Here is a 24,327-nt window from a genome sequence, read left to right as displayed (position 1 = left end):
GGCCGCTCCGGCCGGTGCAGCCGATTCGGGCCGGTGAAAGGCGATGTCGGCCGGGACGGAACGTGCGAGGGCCGCACGACGTCCTCTCCTGCGGGGCGTTGTCAGTGGTGCCGCGTAGTGTGACGGTCAGTGGGGAACGGCCGCCTCGGGCGCCGGACCGGCCGACCGGACGTGCCCCGCGCCAGGGAAGACCGGACCGAGCACGACGGCGTACGACCACGCAGGACGGCGTACGACGGGAATCGCGGGGGAGCGATGAGCACGACCGACGCCAGGGCCGCGGCGATCACACTGACCGAGGCCGAGCTGGACCTGTACATCACGCACGCGCCCACGCGCGGCCTGCTGACCGGCCCCGGACTGCCCGACGACAGCGACCTGCTGACCTTCGCGGCGCTGCGCACGAACGGCCTGCGCACGCTCGCGGACGCCGTCGACGGCCCGGCCCGGCTGGCGGGCGAGCTGCGGGACCGGCTCGTGATAGGGGAACTCCTCGCCCCCGCGGGCATGGAGACGGAGTCGATCCTGCTCGACGGCAGCACCGGCGAGATCACCACCACCCACCTGTTCGACCCGACGGACAGCCGCCCCCTCGCGCCCTCCCTGCACACGCTGCTGCGCTTCGCCGCGGTCACCGAGGAACTGGCCGGTCTGCGCGGCCGGTTCGCCTGCTACGCGGGCCGGTACGGCACCAAGACCGCCACCGAGGCATCCCGCCGGCTCCTCGCGCTCTTCGAGGAGGGCACGGACGGCGAGGTGCCGCCGTACTGGAAGGCCGCCGCGCTGATCCGCCCGCTCTCCCTGGTCGCGGGCCCCGGCACCGCCCAGGGCCTCGCCCTGGACCTGCCCGTCCGGCTCCTGGACGAGGAGTTCGGGCCGGGCCGGGTGGCACGCTTCGAGGAGGTCGACTTCCCCGCCGCGCTCACCCACGAGCCGACGCGCCGCTTCCTGCGCGAGACGGGCCTGCCCGAGGACGCGGTGCTCTTCCGCCTCGACACGGACGTACCGCTGCCGACGCTGAGGGAGTACTACAGGGACGAGCGATCGGAGTACCCCCTCGAAGCACTCCCCGCGCACGCCGACCGCCTGATACGCCTCGGCTATCTGATCGAGGAGAACAGCCTGGTGGTCGACGGCAGCACGGGCGCGGTCCTCAACTTCAGCGAGCCCGAGGCGGCGCTGTACCCGCTCAACACGGACATCTCCACCCTCGCCTACACCCTCTGGCTGCTGCACCACGAGCGCACGATCGACGAACACCTGGGCCACGAACTGACCACGGAGGCATACGACCAACTGGCCGCAACGATGATCCGCACCCTCACATCGATCGACCCGACCCCGACGACAACGGACGCGGACTGGCACTACTGGACGGAACTCTTCCAGGACGAGGCAGGCGGCGTGCTCTGACCCACACCAGCCCCTCCGGGACCGCTCAAGGCGCGATAGAGGCCGTGGCGGGAATTGAACCCGCGTAACTCGCTTTGCGGGTTTGTCCGATCTGCTCAGGCGGCTTTCCAGGCACCCGGCGGCGGGGGAGATGGGCAAGAGATCGTCCGGCATGGCCGGCTCATCCGCCGGCCGCTGAGCGAGCCATCCCGAGAGTCGATGCGTCGGCGCCGCCGTACTGACTTCATAGAGGATCTTGAGATTTCATCGACGTACTTGGCTTGCACGAGTCCTACGGACGCGAGGATGTCGCCGGGTGCGGAGAGCACAAGGGCAGTTCGGACGCGCCTGACGGCACGACATCCTTCCGGGCGCTCTGCGAGCGCGTCGGCCACGCCGTCCCCACCACCTACCGCACCCGGACCGCAAGCGGCGGACAGCACTTGACAGAGGCGAAGGTCCGGGACGCGCGACTGCACGACGTGCGCCATACGGCCGCGACCGTGCTGCTCATCCGCAGCGTCCCCGAGCGGGCCGTCATGGGCCTCATGGGGTGCGCTGCGTCAGGAGTGAGACGGATCACGTACTGGCCGCCGCATCCCTTTGCGTCGCCGTCGAGTCTGATCAGCGAACCGGAATGTTTAAGGGGAAACAAAGGTGACTAACCGTACCCTGCTGGCTGCGGCGGCCCTGTGCACGACGGCGGTGGTGACGCTCACCGCATGCGGGGACGATAAGAAGGCGGACGCCAAGGAGGCAGGCACCCCTGCCTCCGCAACACCCTCACCCGCTAAGCCGTTCGAGGGCCTGACCCCGGACCAGATATCCGAGAAGTCCCGGCGGGCCATGATCAAGCTGAAGTCGTTCAAGGCCAAGGGCACCATGACCGTCCAGGGCAAGGAGATGACCTTTGACGTCGCTGTTGCCGAGAAAGGCAACTGCCTGGGGACGTTCACTCGCGAAGGCGCGGCCGCCGATCTCCGTTGGTTCGGCGACCACACCTATATGAAGGCAGACAAAAAGTTCTGGCTCCAGACAGCGAAAGAAGAGGGCTCCTCCCCCGAGGAGGCGAATGCCCTCATAGAGCTGCTCGCGGGACGTTGGTTCAAGGCGCCGGCGGGGTCGGGCAAGGCCGATGACGAATTCCCCTTCTGCGACACCGCCACGATGTTCACGAAAGACAACAAGGAAGGCCCCCTCACCAGAGGCGCGGAAACCGAGGTCAACGGCACGCACGCCGTGACGCTCACGGGGAAGGACGGCGCCGCGACACAGACCCTTTTCGTATCCGCCGAGGGAGAGCCCTACGCACTGAGGATGACCGAGGAGGGTGGCAAGGAGCCCGGCACGCTCGACTTCTCGGCGTTCAACGAGCCTGTGACCGTCACGCCCCCGCCGGCCGACGAGATCGTAGACCTCGAAAAGCTCAAGAGGTGAACCGGGCTCGCCTCGGGCGGCAGTGGCGGGCAGGGGCGTACCGGCCAACTGAGACGGGAATGGAGACGGACGGCTGAAAGGGCGGCCCCTCCGAGGGGTGCAGCCCTCTCGTGTTGCCTGGTCAGGCAATCAGAGGCCGTGGCGGGAATTGAACCCGCGTAACTCGCTTTGCAGGCGAGCCCCTGAACCACTCGGGCACACGGCCGTGTCGATGGGACGACCGTAGGGCGGGGCGGGGAAGGGGATCAAGGGGGACACGGGGGCTGCAACGGGACTGCCATACGGCGTTCATGAAAGGGGGGTGCCATCCAGGGCGGACGTACGACCAAGGTCGCAGGCGGGGGGAGACCCGCGACAGGGGTCAATGTCGGTTGTGGGCCTTACGCTGGCCGTCATGACCGTCCATGAGCCGCGCGACACCGACGTCGCAGCCGAACCAGCAGACGAACCCGCAGGCAGACCCGGGGAAGGAGTGCTGGGCCGAACGTACCGGGCGCTGAGCGTCGGGATCGTCTCGGTGGTGCTGCTGATCGCCTTCGAGGCGACCGCGGTGGGTACGGCGATGCCAGTGGCCGCGCGGGAGTTGGACGGGGTGTCCCTGTACGCGTTCGCGTTCTCCGGGTACTTCACCACCAGTCTGTTCGGCATGGTGCTCGCCGGACAGTGGTCGGACCGGCGGGGGCCGCTGGGGGCGCTGACCACGGGGATCGGCTCTTTCGCGGTGGGGCTGGTGGTGGCCGGGGCCGCCGGTTCCATGTGGGTGTTCATCCTGGGGCGGGCCGTGCAGGGCCTGGGCGGCGGGCTGGTGATCGTCGCGCTGTACGTGGTCGTGGGCCGGGCCTATCCGGAGCGGTTGCGGCCCGCGATCATGGCGGCGTTCGCGGCCGGCTGGGTCGTCCCGTCGATCGTCGGCCCGCTCGCCGCCGGCGCGGTCACCGAGCACCTGGGCTGGCGGTGGGTGTTCCTGGCGATCCCGGCGCTGGTCGTGCTCCCGCTGGCGCTCGCGCTGCCGCAGATACGACGGCGCGCGGCAGGCCCCGTGGACACCGACGCCCGCACAGACGCCACCAGGTCCGACGCCACCGCGTCCGACGGCACCAGGTCCGGCCGCACCGGGTCCGGTGGCAAGGTGTCCGGCTCTGTCGACCGGCGGCGCATCCGGCTCGCGTTCGCCGTCTCCCTGGGCGCCGGGCTGCTTCAGTTCGCCGCGCAGGACCTGCGCTGGGTCTCCCTCGTCCCGGGGGTGGCGGGCGTGGCGCTGCTGGTGCCGGCCGTGCTCGGGCTGCTGCCCCGCGGCACCTACCGGGCGGCGCGCGGGCTGCCGTCCGTCGTGCTGCTGCGCGGGGTCGCCGCGGGGTCCTTCATCGCGGCCGAGTCGTTCGTGCCGCTGATGCTGGTGACCGAGCGGGGGCTGTCGCCGACGCTGGCCGGGTTCTCGCTGGCGGCGGGCGGCGGCACCTGGGCGCTGGGGTCCTGGGTGCAGTCCCGGCCGCGTGCGGAACCGTACCGGGAGCGGCTGATGACCGTCGGCATGGTGTTGACGGCGGCCGCGATCGCCGCCGCCTCCAGCGTGCTCGTGCCCGCCGTGCCCGCGTGGACCGTCGCCGTCGCCTGGGGATTCGGCTGCTTCGGGATGGGGCTGGTGATCTCCTCCAGCAGCGTGCTCCTGCTGCGGCTGTCCGCACCGGAGGAGGCCGGCGCCAACTCCGCCGCGCTGCAGATCTCCGACGGCCTGTCCAACGTCGTCCTGCTGGCGGCGGCGGGCGCCGCGTTCGCCGCGCTGGGGGGTGGCAGCATGGCCGCTTCCGCGGCCGAGACCGCCACCGGCGGCGCCGGCCACCCCGGCGCGTTCGCCGCGGTGTTCCTGCCGATGGCCGCGGTGGCACTGATCGGGGTCTGGGTAACGACACGACTACGCTCACGCTGAGCGACCGCGGAGGGGACACGGCCGAGCCCTCGCCCCTGCCCGCCGGCACGCGGCGCGCTGTCGGTGGGGTGGTGGGGGCGTTGTGCGTTCCTCCGGGTCCTGGAGGAAATGCGCTGGCGTGCGGCCGTCGTCGGCGCCGGTGCCGCGCTCGGCACCGTCGCCGGCATCGCAATCCAACTGCTCACCCGCTGAACCACGAAGCCCCCTGTGCGGCTGTGTGGCCGTAAGGGGGCCTTCTTCGAGTCTGCCTGCAGGAGCGCGTCGGCCCCCGCTGTCCACGGGGGCCGGACGCCAGTACACCGGGCGCGCGTCCGGGCGTACATTGCGGAGTGTCAGCAACGCAACGGGAGCCAGTATGCCCGACAACCACCCCACAAGGGGCGTCGGTGCTCGCGTACGCGAGTTCCGCCTCATCCGCGACTACTCACTCACCCAGCTCAGCAACCGGTCCAACGTGTCACGGTCCATGATCTCCATGATCGAGACCGGCGACCGGGCCTCCAGCCCCGCCGTCACCGCGGCCCTCGCCCGCGCGCTGGGCGTCACCGTCTCTGTCCTCCACGGACAGCCCTACGTCCACATGCTCCAGGCCGACCAACTCGACGCGCTCCTGGGCCCCATCACCAGCGCGCTCGATTCCTGGGACATCCCAGACGACAGCCTGCCGCCGCGCACCCTCGACGAACTCGCCGGCGCCACGAAGACGGTGGTGAAGCAGCGGGCCGCCGGCGATTTCTCGGCCGTTGCCGAGGCACTGCCCGAACTGATTTCGCTCCTGTCCGTCGCCGCGCAGACCGCGGTCGGCGGCCGTCACCGGGAGCGTGCGCACAACATGATGGCCGAGATTGCGCGCACCACGGCGATCGTCGCCTACCGGCTCGGCTATATGGGCCTGGCACGGCAGGCCCTGGCCCGCATGGCGGCGGCCGCGCCGCACTCGGGTGATCCACGGCAGGTAGCGGTCGAGCGGTACGAGCGGGCGATGATGACGCACGCGGAGACGGCCCGGCCCGACCGGGGCGTCGCCCTCGTGCGGGCAGCGCTGCGTGACCTGGACGACGACGGAGATCCGTCGACGCTGGCGATCCGGGGCACACTGCTGCTGAGAGCATCGGCCCTGTCGGCGGCCGCCGAGGACCACACGGCGGCCGGAGACTGGCTCGGGCAGGCCCGTGACCTGGCCGAGGCTGCGGCCGCGGCGGACGCCGCCGAGCAGCTACCCGGTGCCCGGTACGCACTCGCGTTCGGTGACCTCAACGTGAGGTTGGGGGAGCTGGACATGGCGATTTACCGGGACGACTACGAGCAGGCCGTACAGGTGGCCGCCGGCGTGCGGTGGCCGGACGACTACCAGCCCACCCGGGTGGCTGGGTTCCTGATCCGCCGGGCCTCTGCTGAGGCATGGACCGCCCGGCACGACGACGCCCTCAAGTCGCTCCAGGGTGCGCGGAACCTGGCGCCTCAGCTGACCCGGTATCACCCGGAGGTGCATGAGACGGTGGGCACGCTTCTGCGGGCGCGGCAGCGTGCGGTCGAACCGCTGCGGCAGTTCGCCGCATGGAGCGGCGTGTAGCGCCGCGAACCGAAGTCAGTCAAGACGCGGGGCCGGGGTCTCCGTTCACAATGTGTGAACGGAGACCCCTTGCTGTGTTGGCAGGCTGTGACGGTCAGCAAACGCACAGCAACGGGAGCATCGTTATGCCCCACGAAGATCGATCGCACGCACTCGCACCTGTAACGGCCAGCGCGGGCATAGTCGTGCACCCGAGCGCGGACCGGCGGTTGGCAGCCGAGCACTGGTTGCTGGCGACGCTCGACGGTCCGTGCCGCAACCGGGCCCGGCTGGAATGGCAGGAGCACGGAGTGGCCCTGCTGCCGCTCGGAACGCTGTTCTCGGCGGTCCGGCTCCCGGAGCGCCTGGTGGAGGCCGCGGCCGGCGACCCGGCGCCTGCGGACGTGGATGCGTACCTTGCCGAATCCCTTGATGGTGGCCCCGTCATCCACGACCCCTGCGGACAGCGCTACTACGCGCTGGTGCCTGCCACCATGCCCGCGACATGGAAGAAGGAGGTCGACGACTGGCGGACAGCGGACGTCGGCTGCCTGGGCCGCGGCACCTACCTGGGCGTTCCGAGAGCCGACGCCACGCGACTCGACCCAAAGGCCTGGGCGTCCCATTGGTCCGTGCCCATGGCCTCGGCTGCCCTGCTGTGCGCTCCCCTTGCCGTTGCCCGGCTGATCGCCGCCGGACGGCATCGGATGCCCCAGGAGCCGGAAGCATGACGCCGCCGCAGACCCAGGCTGGGGGTGGGACCGTGAGGCCGGAGGGCGTGCCTCTGATCGCCCGCGTGCTCCTCACCGACGAGCGGCGCCGGATCCTGATTGTCCACACCACCGGCCGGCGGCCGCGCTGGGGACTGCCCGGCGGCATCATCGGCCCGTGCGAGCCCCCGCGTACGGCAGCGGAGCGTGAGATCCGCGAAGAACTCGGCCTGGACATCACCGTCCGCGCTCTTTTGGCCCAGGAGTGGGTCCCGCCGCACACCTCTGGCCGCCGCGCCCGTATGACCCTCTACTTCACTGGGCCTCAGCTGAGCGAGACCGACACCGCTCGCATCTCGCTCCAGCCCGAGGAGGTTGATGACCATGCCTGGGCCGACCGCGACAGGGCCGGGCAGCTGTTGCCGCACCTGATCGCCGGCCATGTCGGCAATCCCCTGCACCACTACATGGGCCCCACCTACTACATCGAGACCCGTCCGGAGAACGCATGACCACCGTTTTCACCGACCGGCCGCTGCGCATCGGCACCCGTAAGAGCCCCATGGCTCTCGCCCAGACCGAGCACGTCCGCGCTCTGCTGCATGACCTCGAACCCGGCCTGACCACGGAGATCGTGCCGGTCGAGACCGAGGCCGACAAGTGGCAGGGCGACCTCGCCCAGTTGGGCGGCAAGGGCCTGTTCGTCAAAGCCATCGACGAACGCCTGCAGCGCGGTGAGATCGACATGGCGGTCCACTGTCTCAAGGACGTCCCCGGTGACGTGCCTCTTCCCGAGGGACTGGTCTTCGCTGCCATGCTGCCGCGCGGCGACGTCCGCGACGTCCTGGTCGTGCCCGAGGACTCCGATGCCAAGACGCTCGACGACCTGCCCCCCGGCGCTCTCGTCGGCTCTTCCTCGGTCCGGCGTAAGGCGCAGATCAACCGCGTTCGTCCCGACCTTCAAGTCGTCCGCGTTCGCGGCACTGTCGGCACCCGCATCGACAAGCTCGACGGCAAGAAGAAGATGGACGCCAAGCTCGACGCCATGGTCCTGGCCGTCACTGGTCTCGACCGTCTCGGGGCGGCCGGCCGCGCCCGGCAGGTCTTCGACGCCGACGAGATCCTGCCCGCGGTCGGGGCCGGCGTGCTCGCGCTGGAGTGTCGCCAGGGCGACACCGAGGTCACCAAGCTGCTGGTCCGCCTCAACCACGACAAGACGCAGACCGAGGCCACGGCGGAGCGGGTGATGCTGCACGGCTTGCGCGGCCACTGCAACAGCCCCATCGCCGGATACTGCGTCACCGAACCCGACGGCCAGCTCTCGCTGCGGGGCATGGTGTTCTCCCGGGACGGCTCGAAGTTCGTCCACGCCCATTTCTGGGGCGAAGGCCTCAACGACCCCGCCGTCCTCGGCTCCCGCGTCTGCGCCGAACTCCTGCGCCAGGGCGCCCGCGACATCATCGAGGGCATCCCGCACTGACAGCGGGCCCGCTCTTCGGCCTCCTGAGCTGTAGGCAGGCCGTCGCAGACGCCCGTTCCGGTTGCAATCCCTGGCAGGAGCCGGCAGCCGGGACGGGCCCCTGGGCCCCGCCCGTCCGCTCCCCTCGTGGCGGACGGGCAGGGCCAATGCATGTCTCGATTCCGTTATGGGGACGGCGATGCCGGTGGCCGCGCGGGAGCTGGACGGGGTGTGTCCCTGTACGTCCGTGTCTGTCGGTGGGCGAGGTGCTGTCTGTGGGGTGGTGGGGGCGCGTCGAGTCTCCGCTCGTTCGGCGGGGTTGTGCTCCGGCCGTCCGTCGGCATGGCGCAGGCGCAACGAGCGTGCCGTCGGGTGTCTTCTGTGACGTCTGTCCCACCCGTGGGCGACCCGGGCCGGTTCGCGCGTGGGGGGCCGTGGGGCGCCGGTAGGGTGGCCCGGTTGTCATACCCAGCCGAGCCGCCCGACCTCACCCATGACCGCCGTGGCCGAACCGTTGCGCGCGGCCCACTGATTCGACCCTCTGCACCGGAGACCGTGACTACCGCCGCTTCCTCCCACCACCTTTCCCCCGCCTTCCCCGGCCGCGCTCCCTGGGGCACCGCCAGCAAGCTGCGCGCGTGGCAGCAAGGGGCGTTGGAGAAGTACGTCCAGGAGCAGCCGCGTGACTTCCTCGCCGTCGCCACGCCCGGCGCCGGCAAGACGACCTTCGCGCTGACCCTGGCGTCCTGGCTGCTGCACCACCACGTCGTCCAGCAGGTGACCGTGGTCGCGCCGACCGAGCACCTGAAGAAGCAGTGGGCGGAGGCCGCGGCGCGGATAGGGATCAAGCTGGACCCCGAGTACAGCGCGGGCCCGCTCGGCAAGGAGTACGACGGGATCGCCGTGACGTACGCCGGTGTCGGTGTGCGCCCGATGCTGCACCGCAACCGCGTCGAGCAGCGCAAGACCCTCGTGATCCTCGACGAGATCCACCACGCCGGCGACTCCAGGTCCTGGGGCGAGGCGTGCCTGGAGGCGTTCGAGCCGGCCACGCGGCGGCTCGCGCTCACCGGCACCCCCTTCCGTTCCGACACCAACCCCATCCCCTTCGTCACATACGAGGTGGGGCAGGACGGAATCCGGCGGTCCGCCGCCGACTACACGTACGGCTACGGGTCCGCGCTGTCGGACGGGGTCGTGCGGCCGGTCATCTTCCTCTCCTACAGCGGCAACATGCGCTGGCGCACCAAGGCGGGCGACGAGGTCGCCGCCCGGCTCGGCGAGCCCATGACGAAGGACGCCGTCAGCCAGGCCTGGCGGACCGCGCTCGACCCGCGCGGCGACTGGATGCCGAGCGTGCTGCGCGCCGCCGACCAGCGGCTCACCGAGGTCAGGAAGGCCATCCCGGACGCGGGCGCGCTGGTCATCGCCACCGACCAGGACTCGGCGCGCGCCTACGCCAAGCTCATCCGGGAGATCACCGGCAGCCGTGCGACGGTCGTCCTGTCCGACGACGTCGGCGCCTCCAAGAAGATCGACGAGTTCAGCGAGGGCACCGACCGCTGGATGGTCGCCGTCCGCATGGTGTCCGAGGGCGTGGACGTGCCCCGGCTCGCGGTCGGCGTGTACGCCACGACCATCTCCACGCCGCTGTTCTTCGCGCAGGCCGTCGGCCGGTTCGTGCGTTCACGGCGGCGCGGCGAGACCGCCTCCGTCTTCCTGCCGACCATTCCCGACCTGCTCACCTTCGCCAACGAGATGGAGGTCGAGCGCGACCACGCCCTCGACAAGCCGAAGAAGGAGGGCGAGGAGGACCCGTACGCCGAGTCCGAGAAGGAGATGGAGGAGGCGAACAAGGAGCAGGACGAGGACACCGGCGAGCAGGACATGCTGCCCTTCGAGGCGCTGGAGTCCGACGCCGTCTTCGACCGGGTGCTCTACGACGGGGCCGAGTTCGGCATGCAGGCCCACCCGGGCAGCGAGGAGGAACAGGACTACCTGGGCATTCCGGGCCTGTTGGAGCCCGACCAGGTGCAACTGCTGCTGCAGAAGCGGCAGGCACGGCAGATCGCGCACAGCCGCAAGAAACCGGACGCCGAGGCCGACCTGCTCGAACTGCCCGCCGAGCGACGGCCGGTGGTCAGCCACAAGGAGATGATGGAGCTGCGCAAGCGGCTCAACACGCTGGTCGGCGCGTACGTCCATCAGAGCGGCAAGCCGCACGGGGTGATCCACACCGAGCTGCGGCGGGTGTGCGGCGGGCCGCCGAGCGCCGAGGCGACGGCGGGGCAGTTGCGGCAGCGGATCGCCAAGGTGCAGGAGTGGGCCACGCGGATGCGGTGACACCGGAGTTCGGTGGGGGGAGCGTATCGGGACGAACACGGATGGTTCATACCGTGGGGTGCCCGGATTCTGGACGGAGGCTTCCGCTCAGCGAACCGGCTTCGCTACTGTCCGGATACGCACACGCCCCGTGGCAGCGCCGCCGCGGAGCGCAGCCGTGAAGCGACTGGGCCCGGAGCCGCCGGGCCGTCCTGCCGATCGGCGGCCTCTGAAACGCCTCGCCGACGGGACTCGGTGACGCAACCGCCACCAGTGGGTCGCCGACCTCACCACCAAAGGAGTGGGCGTCGTGACCGCGGAGACCTCCCAGACGCTCGACAGGGGACTGCGGGTCCTCAAGCTGCTGGCCGACACGGACCACGGGCTGACCGTCACCGAACTGTCCCATCGACTGGGCGTGAACCGGACCGTGGTGTACCGGCTGCTCGCCACGCTCGAACAGCATGCGCTCGTCCGGCGCGACCTGGGCGGCCGGGCCCGGGTCGGACTGGGCGTGCTGCGGCTCGGCCGGCAGGTGCATCCACTGGTACGGGAGGCGGCGCTGCCCGCGCTGCGGTCGCTCGCCGAGGACATCGGGGCGACGGCCCATCTGACGCTGGTGGACGGCTCGGACGCGCTGGCGGTCGCCGTCGTGGAGCCCACGTGGACGGACTATCACGTGGCGTACCGGGCGGGGTTCCGGCATCCGCTGGACCGCGGGGCCGCGGGCCGGGCGATACTCGCGGCCCGGCAGGCGCCGCCCGCCGACCCCGGCTACACCCTGACCCAGGGCGAGTTGGAGGCCGGGGCCTGCGGGGCGGCGGCGCCCCTGATCGGGGTGACCGGGGTGGAGGGCAGCGTGGGCGTGGTGATGCTGGCGGACTCCGTCCCGGAGCGGGTCGGTCCCCGGGTCCTGGACGCGGCCCGCGAGGTCGCCGAGGCCCTTCGCTGACGGCGCGTCCGCCGTGCGGCACCCTCAACCCGTGCGGCACCCTCAACCCGTGCGGTCGGTGGTTGGGTGCGGGTGTGTTGTGGCTGGTCGCGCAGTTCCCCGCGCCCCTGGCGGGGCTCAGTCCTTGGCCCGGGTTCACAGGGTGCTCCCAGCCTGTGCGGCTGGTGGTTGGGTGCAGGTGTGTTGTGGCTGGTCGCGCAGTTCCTCGCGCCCCTGGCGGGGCTCAGTCCTTGGCCCGGGTTCACAGGGTGCTCCCAGCCTGTGCGGCTGGTGGTCGGGTGCGGGTGTGTTGTGGCTGGTCGCGCAGTTCCCCGCGCCCCTTCGGGGCGCGCAACGAACTTAGCCGTACCCCGCGTCGCTGAGGGGCGCGGCCCACGCTGTCGGCGTCGTTCGGTGGGGCGTTCGCCGTGGTGGGCGGGGTTGGGTGGGTGGTGGGCGGGGCGCGTTAGATTGGCCTCGTGCTCTCTCGTCTCACGCGTCTCCAGGCCGTCGCCGTCTGTGCCCTGCCCGTCGCGGCACTGATCGCCACCGCGGTCTTCGCGCCGCTGCCGTTCTCGGTGGCGCAGCCGGGGATGACGGCGAACGTGCTCGGCGCGAACAGGGGCACCGAGGTGATCACGATCGCCGGTGCGCCGAGCCGCCGGACGAGCGGCGAGTTGCGGATGACGACCATCGAGGCCACCTCCCCGGACGCGGACGTCTCGCTCGGCGACGTGATCGACAACTGGTTCCGTACGGACCGGGCGGTCATGCCGCGTGACTCGGTCTATCCGAGCGGGAACAGTGTCAAGGAGATCGAGCGGCACAACGTCGAGCAGATGCAGCAGTCCCAGGACGCCGCCACCCGGGCCGCGCTGGGCTATCTCGATCTGACCGACAAGAACATCAAGGTCACGTTGCGGCTCGCGGACGTCGGCGGCCCCAGCGCCGGCCTGCTGTTCTCCCTCGGGATCGTGGACAAGCTGGACGGCGACGGCAGCGGCGGCGACCTCACCGGCGGGCGCACCATCGCCGGCACGGGCACGATCGACACCGACGGGACCGTCGGCGCGGTGGGCGGGGTGTCCCTGAAGACGCAGGCGGCCCGGCGGGACGGGGCGACGGTGTTCCTGGTGCCGAAGGCGGAGTGCGCCGACGCCAAGGCGGAACTGCCGAAGGGGCTGCGGCTGATCCCGGTCACCACGCTCAAGGGCGCGGTGGACTCCCTGGTCGCCCTGGAGAAGAACAAGCCGTCGGTCCCGAGCTGCTAGGCGCTCCGCTGGATTGGCCGCGCTGTGTCGTCGGTCGGCTGCGGCATCGTCGTGGCCGGTCGCGCAGTTCCCCGCGCCCCTTCGGCTTCGGGGCGCGGTCGTACCGCAACGAACTTCGCCGTGCTCCGCGCCCCCTTCAGGGCGCGTCCCGGTCCCCCGACGCCTGTTCCACCAGCGGGATGATCCGCAGTGGAACCGGGTTCTCCATGACGATCGCGGTGGCGGCGCGGACGATGCCCTCGAAGCCGACGACCCGGTCGATCACCCGCTGCAGATCGGCGTTCGAGCGGGCCACCAGACGGCACAGCATGTCCCCGGTCCCGGTGGTGGTGTGCAGCTCCAGCACCTCCGGCACGGACGCCAAGTGCGCCCGCACATCGGGCCCTTGGCCCTGCCGGATCTCCAGCGTGGCGAAGGCGGTGACGGGATAGCCGAGGGCCGCCGGATCCACCTGCGGGCCGAAGCCGCGGATGACACCGTGCGACTGGAGCCGGTCCAGCCGCGCCTGCACGGTGCCCCGGGCGACACCCAGCCGGCGCGACATCTCCAGCACCCCGATCCGCGGCTCCCGGGCCAGCAGGACGATGATGCGCCCGTCCAGATGATCGATCGCCATCGCCCCTCCCGCGGTGGTCATCCTGTACAGAGGGACCGCCGATACGGCCGTTCGGCCCTACAGACTGCCCAGTGGATACGCAAACTATTGCGCACCTTGCAGGCCGGAGCCAGGCTTCCGCTATGGCCGTAATCGATGCGAACTCACAGCACACTCCCGACACCGCACGGCAGGCCGACCCCTTCCCGGTCAAGGGAATGGACGCGGTCGTCTTCGCCGTGGGCAACGCCAAGCAGGCCGCGCACTACTACTCCACCGCCTTCGGCATGCGGCTGGTCGCCTACTCCGGACCGGAGAACGGCAGCCGCGAGACGGCGAGCTACGTCCTGGAGAACGGCTCCGCCCGCTTCGTGTTCACCTCCGTGATCAAGCCCGCCACCGACTGGGGCCGCTTCCTCGCGCAGCACGTGGCCGAGCACGGCGACGGCGTCGTCGACCTCGCCATCGAGGTGCCGGACGCGCGCGCCGCGCACGCCTACGCCGTCGAGCACGGCGCCCGCTCCGTGGCGGAGCCGTACGAGCTGAAGGACGCGCACGGCACGGTCGTCCTCGCCGCGATCGCGACGTACGGCGAGACCCGGCACACCCTGGTGGAACGCTCCGGCTACGACGGGCCCTACCTGCCCGGCTACGCCGCCGCCGACCCGATCGTCGAGCCCCCCGCCCAAAGGACCTTCCAGGCCGTCGACCACTGCGTCGGCAACGTGGAACTCGGCCGTATGAACGAGTGGGTCGGCTTCTACAACAAGGTCATGGGCTTCACGAACATGAAGGAGTTCGTGGGCGACGACATCGCGACCGAGTACAGCGCCCTGATGTCCAAGGTCGTGGCCGACGGCACGCTCAAGGTCAAGTTCCCGATCAACGAGCCCGCGCTCGCCAAGAAGAAGTCCCAGATCGACGAGTACCTGGAGTTCTACGGCGGCGCCGGCGTCCAGCACATCGCCCTCAGCACCAACGACATCGTCCAGACCGTACGCACCATGCGCGCGGCAGGCGTCGAGTTCCTGGACACCCCCGACGCCTACTACGACACGCTTGGCGACTGGGTCGGCGACACCCGCGTCCCGGTCGACACCCTCCGTGAGCTGAAGATCCTCGCCGACCGCGACGAGGACGGCTATCTGCTCCAGATCTTCACCAAGCCGGTCCAGGACCGCCCGACCGTCTTCTTCGAGATCATCGAACGCCATGGCTCGATGGGCTTCGGCAAGGGCAACTTCAAGGCCCTGTTCGAAGCGATCGAGCGGGAACAGGAGCGGCGCGGCAACCTCTAGCCGACCTCCGGCCCGGCACAGGTCTGGGGCACGGGGTGCGGGGGCCCCGGCGGTACCTCGCCGGGGCCCCCGCGGTGATTCACCAGGCCGGGGCCGGGTCGTCCGGGGGGTCGCCCAGGGACCGCAGGGCCGCTCTCGCCTGGGCCGCCCGGGTGGGGGAGAAGTACGGGTTGATCTGCAGGGCCTCCTTGAGGTGGCGGCGGGCCAGGGAGTACTCGCCCAGATCGCGTTCGATCATGCCGCGGTGGAAGACGTACAGCGCGCTGCGCACCCCGCCGCCCTTCGTCTTGTCCGTCGCCTTCTCCGCGTACTCCAGTCCCTCCTCCGGGTCCCCGGACCGGTACAGCGCCCAGCCCAGCGCGTCCGCCACCTCGATACCCGGCTGCCGTTCCCACTCGCCGCGCAGCCGCCGCACCGCCCCCTGCGGGTCGCCGTGGTCCGCCTCGTACTGCCCGATGACCAGGTCGTCGTCGACCCCGCCCGCGATGTCCCGCTCCGCGCGCTGCCGCAGCAGGTCGTACTGGCCCCGGGCCTCCTGCACCATGCCCAGCGACTCGTACAGCTCGCCCAGTTCCAGCGCGTACTGCGGGGACGGCCGGCCCGCCAGCGCCAGGACATAGGCGTCGACCGCCTGCGCCGTGCGGCCCAGCGCGGCCAGCGCCCGTCCCTGCCCGGCGAGCGCGGCCCGCTGGTCCGGGTCCAGCCGGACGGCCGCCTCGAAGTGCCGCAGCGCGTCCTCCCGGTCCCCGCGCTCCCACGCGAGCTGCCCGGCCCGCTCCAGGTAGGCGGCCTGTTCGGCGGGGGTGCCGGCGGTCGCCGCGGCGTCCGCGAGCTGCGCCGCCGCGTCCTCGCGCCAGCCCCGGTCGCGGTAGACGGCGGAGGCCCGCGCCATCACCGCCGGGCGTTCGGCGGGCGAGGTGCGCAGCGCCATCAGCTTGTCCAGCGTGTCGCGGGCGGCCTCGTAGTCACCGAGCCCGGTGTAGGCGTCGATCAGTTGCGCGTACGTCGTCCAGCGCGGGGGCTGGAGCGTCAGCGCCTGCTCGCCCTGCCGCCTGGCCTCGCCGAAGTCCCGCCGGGCGTTGGCCAGCGCCGCGAGACCGTCCAGGGCCTGCGCGTTGGCCGTCGGCCGCTCCCGCAGCGAGGCCCGCAGCGCGTTCTCGGCCCTCGGGAAGTTCTGCGCGTCCGCGGTTCTGCGTCCGTGCTCCACATAGGCCGTTCCCAGCACGGCCCATGTCTGTGCGTCCCGCGGATGCGTCCGCAGATACAGCTCCCGGTCCCTGATGAGTGCCGTCAGGCCGGGCAGCGCGGCGGGCACCCCGGCGGTCACCGTGGTGAGCGGCGGCGGGCCCGGCGCCGGCGCGGGCGGCCGGGCCGGCGGCGGCTGCGGGGGCGGCAGCAGCATCAGCACCCCGACGTACCCGGCGGCACCCGCGGTACCGGCCGTCACCAGGGTGCCCAGCGCCCGCCGCAGCACGCGGCCGCGCCGCCGCGGCGCGGCGGCCACCAGGGACGTGCCAGGACCGGACTGTTCGTTCTCCATGGTCATACTGTGCGTTCATATGACCGCCGCAGTCCGGCAGCCGAAGGCGCGCCCCCGATGGGGTTCACACCGATGGCCCCGGGTGCGAGGCTGTGATCATGAGCCGAATCGAAGCCGCACCCGACACAGCCTTGGGCGACCTGACCGACCGGCTCCGCGCGGGTCTGCCGGCCGAGGCCGTCCTCACCGATCCCGACGTCACGACCTCGTACGCCAACGACATGGCGAGCTTCTGCCCGGCCGGCAGCCCGGCCGTGGTGGTGCTGCCGCGCACGGTCGAAGAGGTCCAGCACGTCATGCGCACCGCCACCGAACTGCGCGTCCCCGTCGTCCCGCAGGGCGCCCGCACCGGCCTGTCCGGCGGCGCCAACGCCGCCGACGGCTGCATCGTGCTGTCCCTCACCAAGATGGACCGCATCCTGGAGATCAGCCCGGTCGACCGCGTCGCCGTCGTCGAGCCCGGAGTCGTCAACGCCACGCTCTCCCGCGCGGTCGGGGAGCACGGCCTGTGCTACCCGCCGGACCCCTCCAGCTGGGAGATGTGCACCATCGGCGGCAACATCGGCACCGCATCCGGCGGCCTGTGCTGTGTGAAGTACGGGGTGACGGCCGAGTACGTGCTCGGCCTGGACGTCGTGCTCGCCGACGGCCGCCTGCTGTCCACCGGCCGCCGCACCGCGAAGGGGGTGGCGGGGTACGACCTGACCCGCCTGTTCGTCGGCTCCGAGGGCTCGCTCGGCATCGTCGTACGGGCCGTCCTCGCGCTGAAGCCCAAGCCGCCGCAGCAACTGGTGCTCGCGGCCGAGTTCGCCTCCGCGGCCGCCGCCTGCGACGCGGTGTGCCGGATCATGGCGGGCGGCCATGTGCCCTCCCTGCTGGAACTCATGGACCGGACGACGGTCAAGGCCGTCAACGACCTCGCCCACATGGGCCTGCCGGAGTCCACCGAGGCGCTGCTGCTGGCCGCGTTCGACACCCCCGACCCGGCCGCCGACCTGGCCGCCGTCGGCGCGCTGTGCGAGGCCGCCAGCGCCACCGGGGTGGTCCCCGCCGACGACGCCGCCGAGTCCGACCTGCTGCTCCAGGCCCGCCGGCTGTCCCTGACCGCGCTGGAGGCGGTCAAGGGCACGACGATGATCGACGACGTGTGCGTGCCCCGCTCCCGGCTGGGCGAGATGCTGGAGGGCGTCGAGCGCATCGCCGACAAGTACCGGCTGACCATCGGAGTGTGCGCGCACGCCGGCGACGGCAACACGCATCCCACCGTCTGCTTCGACGCCCAGGACGCCGAGGAGTCCCGGCGGGCCCGCGAGTCCTTCGACGAGATCATGGCCCTCGGCCTCAAGCTGGGCGGCACCATCACCGGCGAGCACGGCGTCGGCGTCCTGAAGAAGGAGTGGCTGGCCCAGGAGATCGGTCCGGTCGGCGTGGAGCTGCAGCGCGCCGTCAAACAGGTCTTCGACCCGCTGGGCCTGCTCAACCCGGGCAAGCTGTTCTGACCCCGCGCCGCACCCGGCGTCACCGGGCGAGCAGCTGGTGGAGCGCGTCGTCCAGGCCCAGCTGCTCCGCCTCGGAGCCCGGCGGCACCATCCGCAGCGTCCGCTCAAGCCAGGCGGACACCAGGGTGGTCGGCGCCTCCAGCAGGGCGTCGCCGTCGGGCGAGCTGAGCGCCATCAGCACGGCGCTGCGGCCGCTCGCCTTGGTCGGCCACACCCGTACATCCCCGTGCCCGCACGGCCGGAACACCCCCTCCACCAGCAGTTCGCGGGCGAACGTCCAGTTCACGGGCTGCTCTGAGTTGATGTGGAAGCTGATGTGGACGGCGTACGGGTCGTCGGTGCGGTAGGAGAGCCGCGCCGGTACCGGCACGCTGCGCTCCGGCGACAGGATGAGCCTCAGCTCCAGTTCGCGCTCCACCACGGTGCAGTGCATGACGTGCGGTTCCTCTCTCGGGCAGGTGTACGGGGCGCCGCGGGCGGTCCCGTACGAGTGGAGAGAGGGCGGGGGCGCGGGCATTACGCGGGTTCGGCGAACTTTTTCCCGCGGCTGTGGAGCCGGTGCGTGCGGATCCCCGGAAAGGAGTGGGTCCGGCCGGACTGGCGGTGGCGGGCCACCGGGTCTGATAGATGTGGAGGCCCCCGACCGACTTCCGAGCAGATACGGGACGACGGACATGAGCGCCCCAACCCCGGCCCCCGGCGACGACAGGCCCCGCGAGGGCTATTACCCGGACCCGTCCATCCCCGGCTACGTCCGGTACTGGAACGGGGCCGCCTGGGTGCCGGGCACCAGCCGGCCGGCCCCCCGGGACGGTGAACCGCTCACCCCGCCGCCCGGGACGCGTCCGGCCGCACCCGCGGTCGAGGAGACCGGCCCGCACTTCTTCGACGAGGACCCGCAGCCGGAGCCCGCAGGGCCCGAGTCGGCGTCCGCGTGGGGCGCCGACCGGTCCCGGCAGTCCGGCTTCGGCGGCGAACCGGACCGCCGGATCTCCTGGGGCGCCGACCCGCGGGTGCCCGGGGCCGACCCGCGGGTGCCCGCCGATCCGCAGCCGGCGCCGGACGGCCGGGCCACCAGCACCGACGGCACGGCGACGATCCCGCCGGCCGAATCCGGCGACCTGCCCGCGAGCGGCACGTTCGTCTTCCGCCGTCCCATCCCCGGCCCGGCCGCCGCGCCCGCCGCCGAGGACGAGGGCACCATGACCTTCCGCGCGGTGCCGCGCACCGGGGAACCGGGCGCGGCGGCCCCCGCCGACCGGAGCGGGCCTGCCTTCGGCGCGGCCTCGGGGCAGCCGGGTCCGGCCGCCGACGCGCGGGGCACCGCGGGTCCTGCCGGGTCCGCCGGGTCCGGCGCGGCGATCCCGGCACAGGGCTCCGGCGCGGCCGGCCCCGGCTCCGCCCCCGCCGGCGCTCCGGGGACGGGCAGTGCGGCTTCGCCCGGCGCGGGTTCCTCCGGTGCTTCCCCCGCCGCGGGTTCCGGCGGGCCCGGGTTCGGGGCGGGCAAGGCCGCCGCGGCCCGTGCCGCGGCGGCGCAGGGCGAGGGCCAGGCGGCCGGCGCCGCGGCCCGCACCGCCGCTCCGGCCGTACCGCAGCAGTCCACCCCCGTGACCACCGGGCCCGGCGGCGGGCAGTCCTCCTGGGCCCAGCAGGTGCACCGGCTCGCGGGCGGCGGCGACGAACAGCCTGTGGCGCCCTGGAAGCCGCCCGTCGAGGACCCCTTTCAGACGATGGCGCGGCGGCAGGCCGCGGCCCGGCCCGCGGCACTCGGCAAGCGGCTTGCGGCCCGGCTGATCGACACCGTGGCCGTCGGCGCCGTCACCGCCGTGGCCGCCGTACCGCTCGGCACCAGGGCGGCCGACCACATCCAGGAGAAGATCGACGCGGCCAAGCTCTCCGGCCGCACGGTCACCGTCTGGCTGCTCGACGGCACGACGGGCACGTACCTCGGCATCGTCCTCGCCGTCCTGCTCCTCGCCGGTGTCCTCTACGAGGTGCTGCCCACCGCCAGGTGGGGCCGCACCCTGGGCAAGCGGCTGTGCGGCCTGGAGGTGCGGGACATCGAGGGCCATGAGCCGCCGGCCTTCGGCGCGTCCCTGCGGCGCTGGCTCGTGCACACCGTCCCGGGTCTGCTCGGCATCGGTGTCGTCGGCTACGCCTGGTGCCTGTTCGACCGGCCGTGGCACCAGTGCTGGCACGACAAGGCGGCCCACACCTTCGTCGCGGGCTGACCGGAGGCCCTACGCTCGTTGCGGCGGACGTGGGTCCGTCGTACGGCTTCTTCGATTCCGTACTCCGGACGGCCGCCCGCCGGATGCGGAATCGGGCGGTTCGCGGTCCACTCGGGCCATGAGCAGCGAACCGCCTCCCGGCTCAGGACAGCAGCCACCGGAAGAAGACCCGTTCAGGAAGCGGCCCCCGTCCGGCCCGGGGTCGGGCTCGCCCTACGACACCCCGCACGGCGGCCCGACCGGCCAGCCCCCGCCGGGCGGCGAAGGCGGTCAGCCCCCGCCTGGGGGCGGCGAAGGCGGTCAGCCCCCGCCTGGGGGTGGCGAAGGCGGCCAACCGCCGCCCGGCGGTGGGCAGCAGCCGCCTCCGTACGGAGGTGAGCAGCCCCCGCCCTACGGCGGTCAGCAGCCCCCGTCCTACGGTGGCGGGCCCTATGGAGCCGGGCCCTACGGCGGTGGGCCCGCCGATCCGCTCGCCGGCATGCCCCCGCTCGCCGACAGCGGCAAGCGCACCCTCGCCCGCATCATCGACCTGATCCTGGTCGGCATCGTCGTCTGGCTGATCACCTGGGCGTTCGGGGTGCGCGAGTACGAGGTGAACAGCGACAGGGTCGAGGTCGGCAAGTCGTTCGCGCAGTCGCTGATCGCCGCCGTGCTCTACATCGCCTACGACACCGTCCTGATCTCCCGGACGGGCCAGACCCTGGGCAAGAAGTGGCTCGGCATGCGCGTGGCCAACCTGGACAACGGCTCCACGCCCTCCGTGCAGACCTCACTGGTGCGCGCGCTGGTGCTGTGGATCCCGTTCGCGTTCTGCTGCGCCTGCATCTGGACCGCGATCTGCGGCGGTTGGAGCTTCTTCGACCGGCCCTACAAACAGGGCCTGCACGACAAGGCCGCCAAGACGGTGGTGGTCAGCACCGGATGAGCCCGGCGGGCCGCACGAGCCGCCGGGACGGAACAGCAGTCGGCGGGTCCGTATCCTTCACGGACCCGCCGACTTCGTGTGTCACTCAGCGAGCGGTGGGCTCGCGCACGGGCTCGGCCACGGCGGCCACCGGCTTGCGCGGCGCCGGCACCACCCGCTCGGCGGTGGCCGGCGTCCCGGCCGCCGGGGCGGCCGTACGGGGCTTGGGCAGGGGAACCGTCAGGGCGACCAGCAACCCCAGGGCGAGCGCAGCGAGGGCGATCACGGCGATCCCCGCTCCCGAACTCGTCTGTGACAGCAGCAGCATGGCGAGCGTCGAGAGGATCACGGTGCAGGAACCGTAGGCGAGCTGTGCGGCAGTCGGACGAGGCATGGCAATCGTGTCCTCGGAGGATATTGGGGGTGAGGCGGGCAACCGGCCTGGCTTCTCCGCCGACTTCCGGGCGTTCCACATTCGACTCTATTCGCGTGCATGCCCGAGCGGAACGGCCGGTAAGCGTGGCCTAACCCACGGTACCGGTGCACGGGGGGCGCACGGAGTCATGCATCCAGCAAGTGGACGGTCTCATGCGCCGGTTGGGTATGCCGCAGGCATCCGTCCCGAACACCGCCGCTCCATAGTGCAGTTGAACTGCTCAAGTCAAGGTCTGTCTTTTCTCGTAAACCTCTAGTCAAATGTCGTCACTTGACTACACGCGTTGATCAGGCGCGCACGGACCTCCAAGCCAGGACCCCTCCATTCCGTGTGCGCGACGCGGGGGAGGAACTCAAGTGACCAGCAGACCCTGGACGTTCAGAGTCGCCGCGGTCGGCGTAGCGCTCGCGGCGGCCTCGGCCACGTTCGCGACCTTCGCCGTCGCGGAGGCGAGCACCACGGCCGCGTCGGCCGCCGCGAACCGGCACGACCCGGCCCCGGTGAAACAGGAGACGCACGACCTCGACGGCCCGCTGAGCAAGACCCAGGAGGCCCAGCGCCAGGAAGCCCTCGACCAGGTCATCGCCGGCAAGGCCCAGGTGAAGGACCGCGACGGTTCGAAGGTCGTACGGCTCGACAGCAAGAAGGGCGACAGCAAGTACGTCGAACTCGGCCGGGAGAAGACCGACAAGATCTTCACGATCCTGGTGGAGTTCGGCGACCAGGTCGACCCCCGCTACGGCGGCTCCGCCGGCCCGCTGCACAACGAGATAGCGGCGCCGGACCGCACCAAGGACAACAGCACCGACTGGAAGTCCGACTACAACCAGAAGCACTACGAGGACCTTTACTTCGGCACCGGCAAGAAGACCGAGTCGCTGAAGAAGTACTACGAGAAGCAGTCCTCGGGCCGCTACTCGGTGGACGGCGAGGTCTCCGACTGGGTCAAGGTCCCCTACAACGAGGCCCGTTACGGCAACAACGCGTGCGGCGGCAGCACGTGCTCCAGCGTCTGGAACGTCGTCCGCGACGGCCTGAACGCCTGGGTCGCCGACCAGAAGGCGGCCGGCCGCACGGACGCCGACATCAAGGCGGACGTGGCCCAGTACGACCGCTGGGACCGCTACGACTACGACGGCGACGGCGACTTCAACGAGCCCGACGGCTACATCGACCACTTCCAGATCGTGCACGCCGGCGAGGACGAGTCCGCGGGCGGCGGCGTCCAGGGCGAGGACGCCATCTGGGCCCACCGCTGGTACGCGTTCGGCACCGACGCGGGCGCCACCGGCCCCGACTACAACAAGCTCGGCGGCGCGCAGATTGGCAGCACCGGCATCTGGGTCGGCGACTACACCATCCAGCCGGAGAACGGCGGCCTCGGCGTCTTCGCCCACGAGTACGGCCACGACCTCGGCCTGCCCGACGAGTACGACACCGCGGGCGGCGAGAACTCCACCGGTTTCTGGACCCTGATGTCCTCCGGTTCCTGGCTCGGCCGTGGCCAGCAGTCCATCGGTGACCTGCCCGGCGACATGAACGCCTGGGACAAGCTCCAACTGGGCTGGCTGAACTACGACGTGGCCAAGGCCGGCATCAGCTCCTGGCACAAGCTGGGCCTCGCCGAGTACAACACCAAACACCGGCAGGCCCTCGTCGTCACGCTGCCCGAAAAGGCCGTCACGACCGAGATCATCGCCCCGGCGCAGGGCGCGACGCAGTGGTGGAGCGGCAGCGGTGACGACCTCAAGAACACGCTGACCCGTTCCGTCGACCTGACCGGCAGGTCCTCGGCCGCGCTGACCCTGGACGGCTGGTACGACATCGAGGCCGGGTACGACTACCTCTACACCGAGGTGTCGACCGACGGCGGCGCCAACTGGACCGCGCTCGACGGCACGGTGGACGGCCGGCCCATCCCGCGCGACGGCAGCGACAAGCCGGCCCTGACCGGCACGATCGACGGCTACGAGAAGCTGTCGTACCCGCTGGACGCCTACGCGGGCCAGAAGTTCCAGCTGCGCTTCCGCTACCAGACCGACGGCGGCGTGGCGCAGAAGGGCTTCACGGCCGACCGGATCACCGTGACCGCGGACGGCGCGACGGTCTTCTCGGACGACGCGGAGAGCGCGGACGCGGCCTGGACGGCGAACGGATTCTCCCGGGTCGGCGCGTCCTTCACCAAGGACTACAAGCAGTACTACATCGCCGAGAACCGTCAGTACGAGTCGTACGACACGACGTTGAAGACCGGCCCGTACAACTTCGGCTTCTCGACGACCCGTCCGGACTGGGTGGAGCACTACCCCTACCAGAACGGCCTGTTGATCTGGAAGTGGGACACCTCCCAGCAGGACAACAACACCGGCAGCCACCCCGGCACCGGTCTGATCCTCCCGGTCGACTCGCACCCGACCGCGCTGCGCTGGTCCGACGGCACGCTGATGCGCAACCGCATCCAGGCATACGACTCGACGTTCAGTCTGGAGCGCACGGACGGCATCACGCTGCACAAGGCGGACGTGCCGACCGTGATCAAGTCGTCGAAGGGGGTGTCGGTCTTCAACGACCACACCAACACCTACTACGACCCGGCCAACCCGGCCGGCGGTGTCAAGATCACTGACACCAACACCAAGATCAAGATCGACAAGCAGGCCAAGGATGGCTCGACGATCGAGATCGAGGTCGGTCCCGCGGTGAAGTAGTCGGCATCCCTGCAGGTCAGAGGCGTATCGGCGGCGGCCCCTTGGCGGGTCGCCGCCGATCGTGTTTAGGTGCGTCCTGTGGCGCTCTTATTGACACCGACCGAAACGGGGATGT

At 71.4% G+C, this 24,327-nt stretch carries 19 protein-coding genes and 1 tRNA gene; 15 read left to right on the top strand and 5 right to left on the bottom strand.

Going from position 1 to position 24,327, the window contains the following annotated elements; genetic code table 11:
- Positions 1-255: 255 nt before the first annotated feature.
- Positions 256-1,413, top strand: coding sequence for an SUKH-4 family immunity protein (locus AC27LF_RS03690; RefSeq protein WP_479655874.1), 1,158 nt, complete (start codon positions 256-258; stop codon positions 1,411-1,413).
- A gap of 636 nt (positions 1,414-2,049) precedes the next feature.
- Positions 2,050-2,829 carry a hypothetical protein gene (locus AC27LF_RS03685; RefSeq protein ID WP_479655875.1) on the top strand — a complete coding sequence of 260 codons (780 nt, stop codon included), beginning with the start codon at positions 2,050-2,052 and terminating at the stop codon, positions 2,827-2,829.
- Positions 2,830-2,962: 133 nt separating this feature from the next.
- Here the strand turns inward: AC27LF_RS03685 and AC27LF_RS03680 are convergent.
- Positions 2,963-3,034 (bottom strand) — tRNA-Cys (locus AC27LF_RS03680).
- A 189-nt stretch (positions 3,035-3,223) separates the two neighbouring features.
- Here AC27LF_RS03680 and AC27LF_RS03675 point away from each other — a divergent pair.
- The 8 genes from AC27LF_RS03675 to AC27LF_RS03640 all read left to right on the top strand — a co-directional run bounded on the left by AC27LF_RS03675 (position 3,224) and on the right by AC27LF_RS03640 (position 13,001).
- The gene (locus tag AC27LF_RS03675; protein WP_479655876.1) at positions 3,224-4,756 is read left to right on the top strand and encodes an MFS transporter; all 1,533 of its coding nucleotides are present in this window, start codon (positions 3,224-3,226) and stop codon (positions 4,754-4,756) included.
- 355 nt (positions 4,757-5,111) lie between these two features.
- Positions 5,112-6,329 (top strand): helix-turn-helix domain-containing protein, encoded by a 1,218-nt coding sequence (locus AC27LF_RS03670; protein ID WP_479655877.1) that lies wholly within the window; start codon positions 5,112-5,114, stop codon positions 6,327-6,329.
- A 209-nt stretch (positions 6,330-6,538) separates the two neighbouring features.
- Positions 6,539-7,039 (top strand): hypothetical protein, encoded by a 501-nt coding sequence (locus AC27LF_RS03665; protein ID WP_479655878.1) that lies wholly within the window; start codon positions 6,539-6,541, stop codon positions 7,037-7,039.
- 47 nt (positions 7,040-7,086) lie between these two features.
- Positions 7,087-7,530, top strand: a complete 444-nt coding sequence (locus tag AC27LF_RS03660) for an NUDIX domain-containing protein (protein ID WP_479655879.1) — start codon at positions 7,087-7,089, stop codon at positions 7,528-7,530.
- Positions 7,527-8,498, top strand: a complete 972-nt coding sequence (gene hemC / locus AC27LF_RS03655) for a hydroxymethylbilane synthase (RefSeq protein ID WP_479655880.1) — start codon at positions 7,527-7,529, stop codon at positions 8,496-8,498. The genes AC27LF_RS03660 and hemC overlap by 4 nt, the downstream gene beginning before the upstream one ends.
- 534 nt (positions 8,499-9,032) lie before the next feature.
- Complete coding sequence (locus AC27LF_RS03650; RefSeq protein ID WP_479655881.1) at positions 9,033-10,820, top strand: DEAD/DEAH box helicase; 1,788 nt, start codon at positions 9,033-9,035, stop codon at positions 10,818-10,820.
- Between the two features lie 289 nt (positions 10,821-11,109).
- Entirely contained in the window at positions 11,110-11,751 is a 642-nt protein-coding gene (locus tag AC27LF_RS03645) for an IclR family transcriptional regulator (RefSeq protein WP_479655882.1), read from the top strand.
- 458 nt (positions 11,752-12,209) lie between these two features.
- The gene (locus tag AC27LF_RS03640) at positions 12,210-13,001 is read left to right on the top strand and encodes a S16 family serine protease (protein ID WP_479655883.1); all 792 of its coding nucleotides are present in this window, start codon (positions 12,210-12,212) and stop codon (positions 12,999-13,001) included.
- Positions 13,002-13,137: 136 nt separating this feature from the next.
- On the opposite strand, the gene AC27LF_RS03635 is transcribed toward AC27LF_RS03640, so the two are convergent.
- The gene (locus tag AC27LF_RS03635) at positions 13,138-13,617 is read right to left on the bottom strand and encodes an Lrp/AsnC family transcriptional regulator (protein WP_479655884.1); all 480 of its coding nucleotides are present in this window, start codon (positions 13,615-13,617) and stop codon (positions 13,138-13,140) included.
- Positions 13,618-13,739: 122 nt separating this feature from the next.
- Here AC27LF_RS03635 and hppD point away from each other — a divergent pair, with 122 nt between their 5' ends.
- Positions 13,740-14,894 carry a 4-hydroxyphenylpyruvate dioxygenase gene (gene hppD, locus AC27LF_RS03630; RefSeq protein ID WP_479655885.1) on the top strand — a complete coding sequence of 385 codons (1,155 nt, stop codon included), beginning with the start codon at positions 13,740-13,742 and terminating at the stop codon, positions 14,892-14,894.
- A 79-nt stretch (positions 14,895-14,973) separates the two neighbouring features.
- Here hppD and AC27LF_RS03625 read toward each other — a convergent pair whose 3' ends face one another.
- Entirely contained in the window at positions 14,974-16,434 is a 1,461-nt protein-coding gene (locus AC27LF_RS03625; RefSeq protein ID WP_479655886.1) for a tetratricopeptide repeat protein, read from the bottom strand.
- Positions 16,435-16,526: 92 nt separating this feature from the next.
- Between AC27LF_RS03625 and AC27LF_RS03620 the strand changes: the two genes are divergently transcribed.
- Positions 16,527-17,933 carry an FAD-binding oxidoreductase gene (locus AC27LF_RS03620; RefSeq protein ID WP_479655887.1) on the top strand — a complete coding sequence of 469 codons (1,407 nt, stop codon included), beginning with the start codon at positions 16,527-16,529 and terminating at the stop codon, positions 17,931-17,933.
- 19 nt (positions 17,934-17,952) lie between these two features.
- On the opposite strand, the gene AC27LF_RS03615 is transcribed toward AC27LF_RS03620, so the two are convergent.
- On the bottom strand, positions 17,953-18,366 hold the full coding sequence (locus AC27LF_RS03615; protein ID WP_479655888.1) for an SsgA family sporulation/cell division regulator: 414 nt from the start codon (positions 18,364-18,366) through the stop codon (positions 17,953-17,955).
- Between the two features lie 241 nt (positions 18,367-18,607).
- On the opposite strand from AC27LF_RS03615, the gene AC27LF_RS03610 reads away from it, so the two are divergent.
- Entirely contained in the window at positions 18,608-20,164 is a 1,557-nt protein-coding gene (locus tag AC27LF_RS03610; protein WP_479655889.1) for an RDD family protein, read from the top strand.
- Positions 20,165-20,282: 118 nt separating this feature from the next.
- Entirely contained in the window at positions 20,283-21,089 is an 807-nt protein-coding gene (locus AC27LF_RS03605; RefSeq protein ID WP_479655890.1) for an RDD family protein, read from the top strand.
- 85 nt (positions 21,090-21,174) lie between these two features.
- On the opposite strand, the gene AC27LF_RS03600 is transcribed toward AC27LF_RS03605, so the two are convergent.
- Positions 21,175-21,462 carry a hypothetical protein gene (locus tag AC27LF_RS03600; protein WP_388716731.1) on the bottom strand — a complete coding sequence of 96 codons (288 nt, stop codon included), beginning with the start codon at positions 21,460-21,462 and terminating at the stop codon, positions 21,175-21,177.
- Between the two features lie 398 nt (positions 21,463-21,860).
- Between AC27LF_RS03600 and AC27LF_RS03595 the strand changes: the two genes are divergently transcribed.
- On the top strand, positions 21,861-24,212 hold the full coding sequence (locus tag AC27LF_RS03595; RefSeq protein ID WP_479655891.1) for an immune inhibitor A domain-containing protein: 2,352 nt from the start codon (positions 21,861-21,863) through the stop codon (positions 24,210-24,212).
- Positions 24,213-24,327: the final 115 nt, after the last annotated feature.

The sequence above is a fragment of the Streptomyces diversicolor genome (genome assembly GCF_057537855.1).
This window is presented reverse-complemented; position numbering and strand designations above follow the sequence as displayed.